Source organism: Mesorhizobium sp. M7A.F.Ca.CA.002.05.1.1 (assembly GCF_003998335.1).
GTDB lineage: Bacteria > Pseudomonadota > Alphaproteobacteria > Rhizobiales > Rhizobiaceae > Mesorhizobium.
The window spans coordinates 1-13,358 of sequence record NZ_RZQI01000054.1 but is presented as its reverse complement, the minus strand read 5'-3'; the positions used below and the strand labels follow the sequence as shown (position 1 = coordinate 13,358).

The window sequence follows — 13,358 nt, the reverse complement described above, 5'->3', positions numbered from 1 at the left end:
GTGTTATATTTCCAAAATGGCAGCATAATACGCAAAATATACCTCAATTCTGTCGAAATTTATTTGATTCTTGCCGCCTCCCCTTCTGTTGCCAGATAACGCCCATCTGCAAATCCCGCTCTGATACCGAGGCGAAAAGCGGGATGACGCTTCCAAGGGTGTCTGCCCCCTCCAAGGCGGTCGAAACTTCCTGGAGTGCCGTCGTGTCGCCGATTGTGACAGCAGCCAGCCGTTGAAAAACGATTCCTCCGTGACGCCCTCTCAGTCGACCTGAACGACGCAGGCGATGCGCTCCCCCCGCCTCGATCAGGCGGGTGGGCACGCATAGGTCCGGGAAAGCATCGCCTCGGCCAGAATGTCCCTGGTCGCGCCATACGGGGCGGATGGATCGGCGACAGGATCAGGATCTGGTGGGCGAGAGCGCCTTGAACGTTTGGCGCCTCACCCCCGCCGCGCGTGATCGGCAAGCACCTCATCGATCACATGACGGGATTTTTCAACCTCGACAGGGTAGACGTCGATCTGTCCAGCTACCGTGATCAGCGCCTTCCAAAGCGTCCAGCCACGACCACGCGCCCACATCGCCTCATCGGCTGGAAGGCCGGCGCGAAACGCCTCCCGGCTTTTGCCTTCAAACAATGTCCAGGCAATCGCCAGATCGCAGGCGGGATCGCCAACGCCGGAGGTTCCGAAGTCGATCACCGCGCCCAACCGGCCTTGCCTGACCAGCAGGTTTCCGCAACTGACGTCGCCGTGGAACCAGACCGGCGCACCGTGCCATGGCGCGGCAAGTGCTGCCTCCCACACCGCGCGGGCTGCGACCGTATCGATCTTGCCGTCGAGGGCTGCAATCGCTTGCCGGGTTTCGCCATCGTAGACGCTGAGTGCTCCGCCGCGAAAGAAGTTGTGTTGTCCCGGCGCCGGTCCGCCAGTGGCATCGATCCTTTGCAAGGCGACCAGGAACGCGGCCAGGTCGGTCGCGAATCGCGGCAAGCTGGCGATACGCTCGCGCTCTGCCGTCTCGCCTTCGATCCAGCGGTAAACGGACCAGTGCCAGGGATAGCTTTCGGCCGGAACTCCCATCGCCAGCGGCACCGGGATCGGCAGCGGCAACAGAGGTGCGAGCCTCGGCAGCCAGCGATGCTCCTTTTCCACCTGCAGGGAATAGGCCGCGGCGCTTGGCAGCCGCACGGTCATCTCGTCGCCGAGATGAAAGGTCCTGTTGTCCCAGCCGCCAAACTCGACGGGCCTGACCGCAAGCTCCTTCCAACGGGGAAACTGCGTGGCGATCAATCGGCTGACAAGCGCTATGTCGATGTTCGGCTTGCTGACCATCGAGCCTAGCGCGGAAACTCGAGCCCCATCTCGCGATAGCGCTCAGGGTCGTCGCCCCAGTTCTCGCGCACCTTGACGAACAGGAACAGGTGCACCTTCTGTTCGAGGATGCCCGCTATCTCCATGCGTGCCGCCTGGCCGATGGCGCGGATTGTCTCGCCCTTGTGGCCAAGAACGATCTTCTTCTGGCTGTCGCGCTCAACATAGATGGTCTGGTCGATGCGCACCGAGCCATCCGGCTTCTCTTCCCATTTCTCGGTCTCGATATGCGAGGAATAGGGCAGTTCCTGATGCAGCCTTAGATACAGCTTCTCGCGCGTGATCTCGGCCGCGAGCTGGCGCATCGGCAGGTCCGAGATCTGGTCTTCCGGATAGTACCAGGGGCCGACCGGCAGAGCCTCGGCCAGATAATCGAGCACGTCCTTGCAGCCGGAACCGGTCAGCGCCGACACCATGAAGGTGCGCTTGAACGGCACCCTTTCGTTCGCTGCCGCCGACAGAGCGAGCAGCGCTTCGTGCTTGACGCGGTCGACCTTATTGAGGATCAGCACCATCGGCTGGCGCACATCCTTCAGCCGTTCGAGGATGGCGTCGGCGTCGCCCCTGATGCCGCGTTCGGCATCGATCAAAAGCAGCACGATGTCGGCGTCCTTGGCCCCGCCCCAGGCGGTGGTCACCATCGCCGTGTCGAGCCTCCGCTTCGGCTTGAAGATGCCGGGCGTGTCGACAAAAACGATCTGCGCATTGTCATGCGTGGCGACGCCGCGCACGATGGCGCGGGTCGTCTGCACCTTGTGGGTGACGATCGACACCTTGGCGCCCACCAATTGGTTGACCAGCGTCGACTTGCCCGCATTGGGCGCGCCGATCAGCGCGACAAAACCGGAATGCGTGGCGGCGGCTGCGGTCGCCGGCTCTTCGGTAGCGGTCATGCCGCACTCCCTTCACTGGAGGGTCGCGCGCCCTCCGATTTTTGGGCCGATGTGGTGGCCCAGACGCCTTCGCGCACAAGAAATGCCGAAGCCGCCGCTTCTTCGGCAACCCTGCGGGAGCCGCCAGTGCCGCTTATCGGCGCAAAACCGCGGACCTGCAAGGACACGGTGAAGACGGGCTGGTGGTCCGGGCCTTCGCGCTTTTCGATCACGTATTCGGGTCTGATATCGCTGGTCTTGGCAATCCATTCCTGCAGATCGGATTTCGGATTGAGCGGCTTTGTGATCACCGTATGCGAGCGCGGTTCCCAGTAGCGCAGGACAAACCGCCGCGCGGCCTCGATGCCACCGTCAACGTAAACCGCCGCGATCAGGGCTTCGACCGCATCCGCCAGATAGTTTCCGCCCGAGCCACGCGACCGCATCTTCAAGGCAGAATCGGCGCGGACCAGATCTTCCAGCTGCATTTCGATGCCGATCTCGGAGCATGTCCGCGCATCGACCAGCGCATTGAAACGCGGCGCGATTTCACCTTCCGGCGCATCGGGAAATTTTTCGAAAAGCATATCGGCGACGACAAGCCCGAGCACGCGGTCGCCAAGAAATTCAAGACGCTGGTTGTTGGTGGCGGCCTTGACCGCACTGGAATGCGTCAAGGCGGTCTCGAGCAAGCGGATATCCTTGAAGACGTGGCCGGTCTTGGCTTTTACCAAACCGGCCAGAGTTTCGCCTGTCGGACGCTTCAAAGCCATCAATTGACGAAGTGGAACAGGCGCGAAGCGCGCATCAGCGACGGCCATTTCCAGATTTCGAGAGGGCTCGCCTTGCCGGCGATCGAGAAGAAAACAAGATTGGCACGGCCAACCAGATTTTCCGCGGGAACGTAGCCGACGGTGAAACGGCTGTCGGCGGAATTGTCCCGGTTGTCGCCCATCATGAAATAGTGGCCGGGCGGCACATCGAATTCGCGGGTGTTGTCGCCGATCGAGTTCGAATTCAGGTCGAGCGTGTCGTAGCTGACGCCGTTGGGCAAGGTCTCACGATAGACATCGATCGGGCGCGATTCCTCGGTGATGTCGGGATTGTCGATCTGGCCTGTTTTCACGCGCGGCACGCCGACGCCGTTGATGAACAGCTGGCCGTCCTTGACCTGGATCTTGTCACCCGGCAGGCCGACAACGCGCTTGATGTAGTCGACGGACGGATCAGGCGGGAACTTGAACACCGCCACGTCGCCGCGCTTCGGCTCGGCGCCCCAGATACGGCCCGAAAAGATGTCGGGGCCGAAAGGCAGCGAGTACCGCGAATAGCCATAGGACCATTTGGTGACGAACAGATAGTCGCCTTCAAGAAGCGTCGGCCGCATTGATCCCGACGGGATCGAAAAAGGCTGGAACAGCAGCGTGCGGATGACCAGGGCGAGCAAAAGCGCCTGGACGATGACGCTGACGGTCTCGCCAAGCCCGCCGGATTTCTTCTCGGATTTTTCAGCCACGCTCATGTCGTCCTCGATTGTGCGTTGGATGGTATAGAGTCTCGGCGCGCGCTGGGCAACGTCAATGCCGGTCGTCAGAGGCAATCAATGTGGCGCTTCTTCGACGGGCAGCGCCTCGATGATCACAAAGGCTTGAGCGAGCGGGAAATCATCCGTGATGGTGAGGTGGATTGCCGCCCGATGGCCGTTTGGCAGGATCTTGTCCAGCCTGGCCTGCGCTCCTCCCGTCAGAGCCATGGTCGGCGCGCCACTGGGCAGGTTGACGACACCCATGTCGCGCCAGAACACCCCCTGCGCCATACCGGTGCCCAGCGCCTTGGCGCAGGCCTCCTTGGCGGCGAAGCGTTTGGCATAAGAGGCCGCGCGGGCGCCTCGATTGTCCGAACGCGCCTGTTCGACCTCGGTGTAGATTCTCTGGATGAAGCGCTGGCCGTGACGCTCCAGCGATTTCTCGATGCGTCTGATGTCGATCAGGTCGCTGCCGATGCCGATGATCATCGCGCGGTGGAACCGATGCTTGCGCCGGGATGGGGCGATTGCGCATGCCGGCTTGCGCGCTGGGCCAGACGTTTGCACCGCTGTTCGCGGAAAGCGTTCATGCCCCAGCGCGTGATGGCGTAAAACAGCAGCCCGAAGGCGAGCCCGAGCGGAACCGCGCCTATCAGCATCGGTTCAAGGACCGGTTTCCACAATTGCGCGAAGGAGAGGTTGTGCAACATCTCGCCCAGATGTGCCGGCGGCCCATGCGTCGGCAAGCGGTCATGCAGGATGAGCTTGCCCGTTTCCCACGACGCCCCCCATAGCAACGGGAAGGTCAGGGGGTTGCCGAAAAAAACCGCGCCGAGAGCGGCCGCCACCAGATTGCCGGCGATCACCCAGCACAGGAGGGCAGCGATGATGAAATGGAAACCGACGGGAAAGAATGAAGCGAAGACCCCCGCTGCAACGCCGGCCGCCACCGCATGCGGTGTGGCCTTCAGCCGCAGGATGCGCTTGGAAAAATACTGAAGCGAGCGCGAAAATGAGCGGCGCGGCCAAAGGTAGGTACGCACCCGCTCATAAAGGCCATCAGGCTTGCGGCGTCGAAAAAGCACTCTGTTCCCGTTCCACGGCTCCCGCAACGGCACCTTAGCCGGGCGTGGTAGCCACATCTTGCGCTTGACGATCACCCAATGGCAATCGCAAGCATGATATAACGACGCGCTGACAGAAGAACAACCAAGCACCGTCTGTCCGATGCGCACTCGTCGCCGCCCCTCGGGGTGGTTCATGCTTCGAACATTGGACAATCGCGGCGAATTTAAGGAAAACTGGCAGTCGCTTTTTCGAAGAGCACCAGCGCTACGGCAGGTATTCGCTGACCTCGACCAGATTGCCGTCCGGGTCGCGGAAATAGACCGACATCATCGGACCGCGGGCCCCGACACGTTCAACCGGACCGAGTTCCACCGCCACACCATTGGCCGCGAGCCGGGCACGGACCTCATCCAGTGGCCCGTCCGTGACCAGGCAGAAATCGCTCGAGCCCGGAGCCGGCGACTTCGCCTTCGGCTCGAAAGTGCGGCCGACCTCATGCACATTGATCTTATGGATACCGAAAGCCAGCGCCGTCGGCCGATCCGCCGCGTCGATGCGCTCAAAACCCAGCACGCGCTGGTAAAACTCACAGGTCACTTCCAGCGAAGCGACCGTCAGCACGAAATGATCGATGCCGGTGATCATTTCCAATTTGTCTTCACGCATGTCGCTTTCCCCAAAACCGCCGCACACTGTTGGGCGAAAAAAATGCCCCGTCAGATGTTGCGGCTGCCGGGCTTGATCGCCGGGATGGCGGCAAGCTCCGGCGGCAGCCGGTCGGCCGGATAGGCCGGGACCTCATACTCGGCCAGCGCGATGAGCGGCACACCGACATCGGTCTTGCCAGCCGAACGGTCGATGATGCAGGCCGCGGCCACTACCTCGGCGCCAAGATCGCGCAGGCACTCGATGGTCTCTCGGATCGACAGGCCAGTGGTGACGATGTCCTCGACGATGACGACACGCGAACCCCTGGCGATCTCGAAGCGGCGCAAGCGGAACTCGCCGCCTTCCCGCTCGACCCAGATCGCCGGCACGCGGAGATGGCGCGAGGTCTCGTAGGCTGGGATCAGCCCGCCGATCGCCGGGCCGACGACATAGTCGATCTTGCCGGGCACGCCTGCGCGGATTTTCTCCGCCAGCGCCTTGCACAGTAGCTCGGTCTTGTCGGCATGCATGAACACGCGCGCCTTCTGCAGGAAGACCGGACTGCGCAGGCCCGAGGTCAAAATGAAATGCCCTTCCAGAACAGCACCCGCCTCGCGGAAAATGCCCAGCACTTCATCGGTGTTCATTTCTGCCTCTTTTTGATTGACCATGACTTTGTCCGAAACCGGAGCATGATCTAGCCATTTACGCGTCTTGCGTCGCTGACGCTCGAATTGTCCTTGAGCTGCGACAGCAGCCGGTTGAGGTGCTTGAGATCCCAGACTTCGAGATCGATCAGCATTTCGGTGAAGTCGGGCGCAGTGCGCACCATCGACAGCGTATGGATATTGGCGTCGTTCGAGGCAACCACCTGCGCTATATCGGCGAGTGACCCCGGCGCGTTGATGGCGGTGACCGAGACACGCGCCGGAAAGCGTTCCTTGGTGCGCTCATCGATGTCCCAGCGCACGTCGATCCAGCGCTCGGGCTGGTCATCGAACGCCTGCAGCGCCGGCGACTGGATCGGATAGATGGTGATGCCGGTGCCCGGCTGGACGATGCCGACGATGCGATCGCCAGGCACTGCCCCTTCCGGCGCGAAACGCACCGGCAGATCGCCGCGCACGCCGCGAATCGGCACGGCGCCATCGCGTGGCTGGTCCTTGTCCTTGCGCGCGGCACGACCCGGAATCTGGAACAACATGCCGGCGGCATTGCGGATCTTCGACCAGCCCTCCTCGCGCGGCTTGGGGACGGCCGTAGTGACGCGCTCATCCTTGTAGTCGGGGAATACCGCCTTCATGACGTCGGTGGAGGCGAGCTCGCCGCGCCCGACGGAGGCCAGCACATCCTCGATGTCCTTGCGCGCCAGCCTGTGCAGCACCTGCTTCAGGCTCTCCTTGGTGAAGGTCTTGCCGGCACGCTCGAAGGCGCGTTCCAGGATGCGGATGCCGAGACCCGAATATTGCTTGCGGATGGCGTTCTTGGTGGCACGGCGGATGGCCGAGCGCGCCTTGCCGGTGACGACGACCGATTCCCATGCCGCCGGCGGCACCTGCGCCTTGGAGCGGATGATCTCGACCTCATCGCCGTTCTTCAGCTCCGTCATCAGCGGCATGATGCGGCCGTTGACCTTGGCACCGACGCAGGTGTCGCCGACATCGGTGTGCACCGCGTAGGCGAAATCGATCGGCGTCGCGCCGCGCGGCAGCGCAATCAACATGCCTTTCGGGGTGAAGCAGAACACCTGGTCCTGGAACAGCTCCAGCTTGGTATTTTCGAGGAAATCCTCGGGATTGTCGCCCTCGGCAAGCTGCTCGATGGTGCGCCGCAGCCAGGCGTAGGCGTTGGTTTCCTTCGAAATCGCGTGGGCGGCGCCATTCGTCTTGCCGCCGGTGTCCTTGTAGATCGAATGGGCAGCGACGCCGTATTCGGCGATCTTGTTCATCTCTCGGGTGCGGATTTGCAGCTCGACACGCTGGCGCGACGGGCCGACGATGGTGGTGTGGATCGACCGATAATCGTTCTGCTTCGGCGTCGAGATGTAGTCCTTGAAGCGGCCGGGCACCATCGACCACGCGGTGTGGATGGCGCCAAGCGCCCTGTAACAATCCTCGACCGTGTCGACGACGACGCGGAAGCCGAAAATATCCGAGAGCTGCTCGAAGGACAGCGCCTTGGCCTCCATCTTGCGGAACACCGACCACGGCTTCTTCTGCCGGCTCTTCACGCCGGCGTTGATCGCATGCTTCTCGAACAGCGTGGACAGCGCCTTTTCGATGTCCGTCAGCACGCCCTTGTTGCGCTCGAAGATTTCGGCAAGCCGTGCGGTGACGGCGCGATAGGCTTCCGGATTGATGAAGCGGAAGGCGATCTCTTCCAGCTCCTCGCGCATGCCTTGCATGCCCATGCGGCCGGCCAGCGGCGCGTAGATATCCATCGTCTCCTCGGCGATGCGCAGGCGCTTGGCCTCCGGCATGTGGTCGAGGGTGCGCATATTGTGCAGGCGGTCGGCGAGCTTGACCAGCAGCACGCGGACATCTTCTGAAATCGCCAGCAGAAGCTTTCTCAGGTTTTCCGCCTGCTCGGCCTTCTTCGAGACGAGATCGAGCTTCTTCAGCTTGGTCAGGCCCTCGACCAGCTTGCCCATTTCGGGGCCGAACAGATCGTCGATCTCAGCCCGTGTGGCGGTCGTGTCCTCGATCGTGTCGTGCAGCAGGGCGACCGCGATCGTCGCCTCGTCCATATGCATCTCGGTGAGGATGGCGGCGACTTCGAGCGGGTGCGAGAAATACGGGTCGCCGGAAGCGCGCTTCTGGTGGCCATGCTTCTGCATGGCATAGACATAGGCCTTGTTGAGCAACGCCTCGTTGACGTCAGGCTTGTAGCGCTGGACGCGCTCGACAAGCTCATACTGACGCATCATGGGCGGGATCTCGCAGCGGTGAAATGAATCATGCGCCGCACTGCTGTACGGCGCATGTCATAGATAGCCACGAAACTGCCAGGACGGAAGTGCCGGATGCTTGATCCAGGCTCTTAGTAGTCGTCGCTTTTTTCCGGTGGCACCAGACCCTCGATGCCGGCCAGGAGATCTTCCTCGGTCATGCGGTCGAAGGTGATGTTCTCCTCGGCGTCATCGGCGTCGGTGGCAGCAACGGCGGTGCCGGTCTGATCGGCAATCGCCTCGCCGTCGGCCTCGGGCTCGTCGACCTCGACATGCTTCTGCAGCGAATGGATCAGATCTTCCTTGAGGTCGTCGGGCGACAGCGTCTCATCGGCGATCTCGCGCAGCGCCACGACCGGGTTCTTGTCGTTGTCACGCGGCACGGTGATCGGCGCGCCCTGGCTGATCTGCCGGGCACGGTGGCCGGCAAGCAGCACCAGTTCGAAGCGGTTGTCGACCTTGTCGATGCAATCTTCAACGGTTACGCGGGCCATGGATTGCCCCTTTCATGCGATGGATTTGATGGAAAACAGGCGCGGTCCATAACCCGAACGCCGCCAAAATACAAGCATCATGGCAATGGCCGGGCTGCAGGGCGCCCAATCCTTCGTTCAAACACCCGATTCGGCAAAACTGGCTGTGCCTATGTGTTCGGTGTCCCGATCACAATTGCTTGCAGTGCCGCACGCGCCCTTGGATTGCCGTGAATCTGGCGCTATCTCGGATGCGTAGAGGTCAGCCGGTTTATTATGAGCCTGACCGAACGTCGCTATCGCATTTCGTTTAGACGGCCGTTTATTTCGAGAAGGAATATTTTCCATGTTCGACCCTCGTGAAAAAATCGCCCTATTCATCGACGGCGCCAATCTCTATGCGACGTCGCGCGCGCTCGGCTTCGACATCGACTATCGCAAGCTCCTGTCGAGCTTCCAGAAACGTGGCTATCTTCTGCGCGCCTATTATTACACGGCGCTGGTCGAGGATCAGGAATACTCCTCGATCCGTCCGCTGATCGACTGGCTCGACTATAACGGATTCAAGGTGGTCACCAAGCCGGCCAAGGAATTCACCGACTCGACCGGCCGCCGCAAGATCAAGGGCAATATGGACATCGAGCTCACGGTCGATGCGCTGGAGCTCGCCGATGTCGTCGACCACTATGTCATCTTTTCCGGCGACGGCGATTTCCGCACGCTGGTCGAGGCGCTGCAGCGGCGCGGCCGCAAGGTGTCCATCGTCTCGACCATGGCCTCGCAGCCACCGATGATCTCCGACGATCTGCGCCGCCAGGCCGACCATTTCATCGACCTGACGACCTTGAAGAACGACGTTGGCCGCGATCCGTCCGAGCGGCCGGTGCGCAGGCCCGAGCCGGCCGAAGTCGACGAGGATGATTACTGAGGCCGGTCGCCTTGACCGCCCTTTGCGCCTCAGAGCCTAGTCGCGACTGCCCGCTCTGCCCGCGGCTGCACGACTTCATCGCCGAGTGGCGGCAGCGCGAACCATCCTGGTTCAATGCGCCGGTGCCGACTTTCCTGCCCTCGGAAGGTGACGCGACGGTCCAACTGCTGATCGTCGGGCTGGCGCCCGGCCTTCGCGGTGCCAACCGAACGGGCCGCCCGTTCACCGGCGACTATGCCGGCGACCTGCTCTACTCGACCCTGATTTCGCACGGTTTTGCACGCGGCGAATTCAAGGCCAGACCCGACGACGGATTGGAGCTTGTCGGCACGGCGATCACCAATGCCGTGCGCTGCGTGCCGCCTGAGAACAAGCCGGTGGGCGCGGAGATTGCCACCTGCCGGACATTCCTGGTGCCGACGATCGCCCGGTTCCCTAATTTGCGCGCCGTGCTGGCACTGGGATCGATCGCGCATCAGTCGACGGTGCGGGCGCTGGGTGGGCGCGTCGCCGCCTACCCGTTCAAGCATGGCGGGCAGCTGCCGGCCGGTGGCGTCACGCTGTTTTCGAGCTATCACTGCTCACGCTACAACACCAACACCGGCGTGCTGACCGAAGCGATGTTCGTTAGCGTTTTCAGCCAGATAGCGGAATTCTTGCGGACATAAATGTTTTTGCAGTAATTAGAGTTGGTGTCCGCAGACATCAACTCAGTGCGGCAGTGCATTCAGCGCATCCAACATGGCTGGCCCACCCTGCAGCACATTCAGGTCGACATCGCCATTGATGCCGTCAACGCGACCCCTGTTGTGGTACTGCCAGTAGACCCAGTCGTTGCGATCCGGCTCCAGGAGCAATGAGCGGAGCCAGAGCGGACGGGCAGCAATGCGCCCGGCATAGGCTTCTGCTGCATCGTCGGTCAGATAGACAATCGCAGGCTTGCCGAACGCCGCCTCGACTGGAGCGAGGAACGCGGCCAGTTCGGCGTTCAATTGTTCGGGCGTCGGCCGCTGCGGGCAGTTGCCGCCGAATTCGATATCGACCACGGGTGGCAGCAGGGACTGATCGTGCGGCACCACCGAGATGAAATTCTTCGCCTGGTCCGCACCCGGCCGGCAAAAGGTGAAAAAGTGATAGGCGCCGACGGCGAGACCGGCGGCCCGGGCCTCTTCCAGATTCCGTGCGAAAGCATCATCGACATGATCGCCGCCTTCGGTCGCCTTGATGACGGCAAAGGCGACATCATCGGCGGCTACGCGCCGCCAATCGATCTGGCCCTGATGATGGGAGACGTCGATGCCCCTGACCGGATATTTATCGCGATCCGGCGAGAATGACCTGAAATAGAGATAGCCGCCTGCTGCAAGGAAACACAACAAGACCAGGCTGGCCAAACCAAAGAGGACAATCCGGTTCTTCAAGCGAATGGCCCCGCCTACCCACGCTCTTTTAACAGCCGGCCCTTCTCGCGCGACCAATCGCGCTGCTTCTCGGATTCGCGCTTGTCGTGCAGTTTCTTGCCGCGGCCGACAGCGAGCAGCAGCTTGGCGCGGCCCTGGTCGTTGAAATAGATTTTCAGCGGCACCAGTGTCATGCCTTCGCGGTCGACACTCTGTGACAGTTTCGCCATCTCGCGCTTGTTGAGCAGCAGCTTGCGGCGCCGGCGCGGCTCATGGTTGAAGCGGTTGGCCTGCAGATATTCCGGCAGATAGGAATTGATCAGCCAGATCTCGCCGCCTTCGACCGAGGCATAGCTGTCCTGGATGTTGGCCTGGCCCTGGCGCAGCGACTTGACCTCGGTGCCGGTCAGCACCAGACCGGCCTCGACCGTGTCAAGCACCTCATAGGAAAACCGCGCCTTACGGTTTTCCGAAACGGTCTTGTTGTTGGGATCGGCTTTTCTGACCTGGTTCATGATGCTTAGAGTCCGTTTCGAAACTCGCTCCTGCGAGTCAGATGATGGTGTCATCGAGAACCGGAGCGGAGCGTACATATAGTACGTGAGCACCGGAAGCGCAGGTGACGCCTTCAGATGGCCGCAGGAGTAGAGTTTCCAAACGGGCTCGCTAATTAATCAAGCCGGCGTGCTTCATAGCCGCATCGATCTTGTCGGCAGTCGACTGTTCGATCGTCACCAGCGGCGAGCGCAGCACGTTTTCGACCTTGCCTAGCTTCGACAGCGCATATTTGGCGCCGGAAACGCCAGGCTCGATGAAGATCGCCTTGTGCAGCGGCAGCAGGCGATCCTGCAGATCCAGCGCCCTGACGCTGTCGCCGGCAAGCGTTGCCTCCTGGAATTCGGCGCAGAGCCGCGGCGCGACGTTCGACGTCACCGAAATACAGCCGACGCCGCCATGGGCGTTGAAGCCGAGCGCCGAAGCGTCCTCGCCCGAAAGCTGGATGAAATCCTTGCCGCACGTGGCGCGCTGCTCGGAGACCCGTTCGACCTTGCCGGTGGCATCCTTGACGCCGACAATATTCTTGAAGTCGTGCGCGAGCCGGCCCATCGTCTCCGGCATCATGTCGATGACCGAGCGCGGCGGGATATTGTAGATGATGATCGGCAGCTTGGTCGCCTTGGCGACCGCCGCGAAATGCTCGTAAAGACCGCGCTGTGTCGGCCTGTTGTAGTAGGGTGTGACGACGAGGGCGGCATCGGCGCCGGCCTTCTCGGCATACTGCACGAGGCCGACTGCTTCCTCGGTGTTGTTGGAGCCGGCGCCGGCGACGACCGGAACGCGGCCCTTGGCCACCTCGATACACACCTTGACGACCTGGCGGTGCTCGTCATGCGACAGCGTCGGCGACTCGCCGGTGGTGCCGACCGGCACCAGGCCCGTCGTGCCCTCTGAGAGTTGCCATTCGACGAACGCGCGAAAGGCTTTCTCGTCGAAACGCCCGCTCTTTTCGAACGGTGTCACGAGCGCAGTAAGCGAGCCTCTCAGCATATCGTCCAACTCCTTGGGACTTGTTTGTTCATGCATGCCGTTGCCCCAAAACCGGTATTCACTTTGGGGCGACATGCATCGGTGCTTTATCGTGCGCGCCTTCTAGCCGAAAGCGAAGCGGCGCACCATAGTCTCGACATGGTTGCGCGGCAAGCATTGCCATGGTGCCAGCAAGCGCAATTCGAACGGCCTCGCTAACCCTTTGTTTACGAGCTCTTCACGACCTAAGTTTAGGCTTCGAGGCATCTTCGCCTGCTTGGGGAATGCCAGGACAAGGAAAGACTTAAGGATCATGCCGGGCGGTCGGTCTCATATTCTCGCGCTGCTTGGCGCCACGCTCGCGCTGATGCCGGGCATGGCGATCAGCGGTAGCGTGGACGTACGGGTCACCTCAGCCATTCCGATGCCAGGCGCGGCAATTGCGCTGCCAGACCTGCAGGATAGGACGCGACAGGCGCCCTTGCCTGACGTCGCCCCCCTGAAAAGCGGGCTGGATGCGTTGGCGGCGGGCGATAGTCCCCGCGCTCGTGGAGTGCGCAATGCCCTTCCGGCTCAGTCGCTCGACCAGCATATCC

General features: G+C 61.9%; 15 protein-coding genes and 1 pseudogene. 3 read left to right on the top strand and 13 right to left on the bottom strand.

Features of this window, described 5'->3' with window-relative positions; translation table 11 throughout:
• Positions 1-441: 441 nt before the first annotated feature.
• The 10 genes from EN939_RS05065 to rpoZ form a co-directional block, all read right to left on the bottom strand.
• A complete protein-coding gene (locus EN939_RS05065; protein WP_127267162.1) occupies positions 442-1,335 on the bottom strand; it encodes an aminoglycoside phosphotransferase family protein in 894 nt (297 codons plus the stop codon).
• A gap of 5 nt (positions 1,336-1,340) precedes the next feature.
• Positions 1,341-2,267: a GTPase Era gene (gene era, locus EN939_RS05060; RefSeq protein ID WP_127267161.1), complete on the bottom strand. Its 927-nt coding sequence runs from the start codon at positions 2,265-2,267 to the stop codon at positions 1,341-1,343.
• Positions 2,264-3,019, bottom strand: a complete 756-nt coding sequence (rnc, locus tag EN939_RS05055; RefSeq protein ID WP_127267164.1) for a ribonuclease III — start codon at positions 3,017-3,019, stop codon at positions 2,264-2,266. Before rnc ends, era begins: the two co-directional genes overlap by 4 nt.
• Positions 3,019-3,768, bottom strand: coding sequence for a signal peptidase I (gene lepB / locus EN939_RS05050; protein WP_127267160.1), 750 nt, complete (start codon positions 3,766-3,768; stop codon positions 3,019-3,021). Before lepB ends, rnc begins: the two co-directional genes overlap by 1 nt.
• Before the next feature lie 78 nt (positions 3,769-3,846).
• Positions 3,847-4,260 (bottom strand): holo-ACP synthase, encoded by a 414-nt coding sequence (gene acpS, locus EN939_RS05045; protein WP_127267159.1) that lies wholly within the window; start codon positions 4,258-4,260, stop codon positions 3,847-3,849.
• Positions 4,257-4,856: a DUF2062 domain-containing protein gene (locus tag EN939_RS05040; protein WP_127267163.1), complete on the bottom strand. Its 600-nt coding sequence runs from the start codon at positions 4,854-4,856 to the stop codon at positions 4,257-4,259. The genes acpS and EN939_RS05040 overlap by 4 nt, the downstream gene beginning before the upstream one ends.
• Positions 4,857-5,103: 247 nt before the next feature.
• The gene (locus tag EN939_RS05035) at positions 5,104-5,484 is read right to left on the bottom strand and encodes a VOC family protein (protein WP_164749033.1); all 381 of its coding nucleotides are present in this window, start codon (positions 5,482-5,484) and stop codon (positions 5,104-5,106) included.
• A 71-nt stretch (positions 5,485-5,555) separates the two neighbouring features.
• Positions 5,556-6,134: an orotate phosphoribosyltransferase gene (gene pyrE / locus EN939_RS05030; protein WP_127267157.1), complete on the bottom strand. Its 579-nt coding sequence runs from the start codon at positions 6,132-6,134 to the stop codon at positions 5,556-5,558.
• Between the two features lie 50 nt (positions 6,135-6,184).
• On the bottom strand, positions 6,185-8,413 hold the full coding sequence (locus EN939_RS05025) for a RelA/SpoT family protein (protein WP_023812864.1): 2,229 nt from the start codon (positions 8,411-8,413) through the stop codon (positions 6,185-6,187).
• A gap of 113 nt (positions 8,414-8,526) precedes the next feature.
• A complete protein-coding gene (gene rpoZ / locus EN939_RS05020; RefSeq protein ID WP_013532591.1) occupies positions 8,527-8,928 on the bottom strand; it encodes a DNA-directed RNA polymerase subunit omega in 402 nt (133 codons plus the stop codon).
• Between the two features lie 325 nt (positions 8,929-9,253).
• On the opposite strand from rpoZ, the gene EN939_RS05015 reads away from it, so the two are divergent.
• Complete coding sequence (locus EN939_RS05015; protein WP_127267156.1) at positions 9,254-9,835, top strand: LabA-like NYN domain-containing protein; 582 nt, start codon at positions 9,254-9,256, stop codon at positions 9,833-9,835.
• Between the two features lie 11 nt (positions 9,836-9,846).
• Positions 9,847-10,503, top strand: coding sequence for a uracil-DNA glycosylase (locus EN939_RS05010; RefSeq protein ID WP_127267155.1), 657 nt, complete (start codon positions 9,847-9,849; stop codon positions 10,501-10,503).
• Between the two features lie 42 nt (positions 10,504-10,545).
• Here the strand turns inward: EN939_RS05010 and EN939_RS05005 are convergent, their stop codons facing one another.
• From EN939_RS05005 to dapA, 3 genes are all read right to left on the bottom strand, one after another.
• Complete coding sequence (locus EN939_RS05005) at positions 10,546-11,256, bottom strand: glycoside hydrolase family 25 protein (protein WP_127267154.1); 711 nt, start codon at positions 11,254-11,256, stop codon at positions 10,546-10,548.
• Between the two features lie 14 nt (positions 11,257-11,270).
• Positions 11,271-11,750: an SsrA-binding protein SmpB gene (gene smpB, locus EN939_RS05000; RefSeq protein WP_013532594.1), complete on the bottom strand. Its 480-nt coding sequence runs from the start codon at positions 11,748-11,750 to the stop codon at positions 11,271-11,273.
• Positions 11,751-11,901: 151 nt separating this feature from the next.
• Positions 11,902-12,783 (bottom strand): 4-hydroxy-tetrahydrodipicolinate synthase, encoded by an 882-nt coding sequence (gene dapA / locus EN939_RS04995; protein ID WP_127267153.1) that lies wholly within the window; start codon positions 12,781-12,783, stop codon positions 11,902-11,904.
• Positions 12,784-13,075: 292 nt separating this feature from the next.
• Here dapA and EN939_RS38510 point away from each other — a divergent pair.
• Positions 13,076-13,358, top strand: a pseudogene (locus tag EN939_RS38510) (lytic transglycosylase domain-containing protein); the annotation flags it as partial.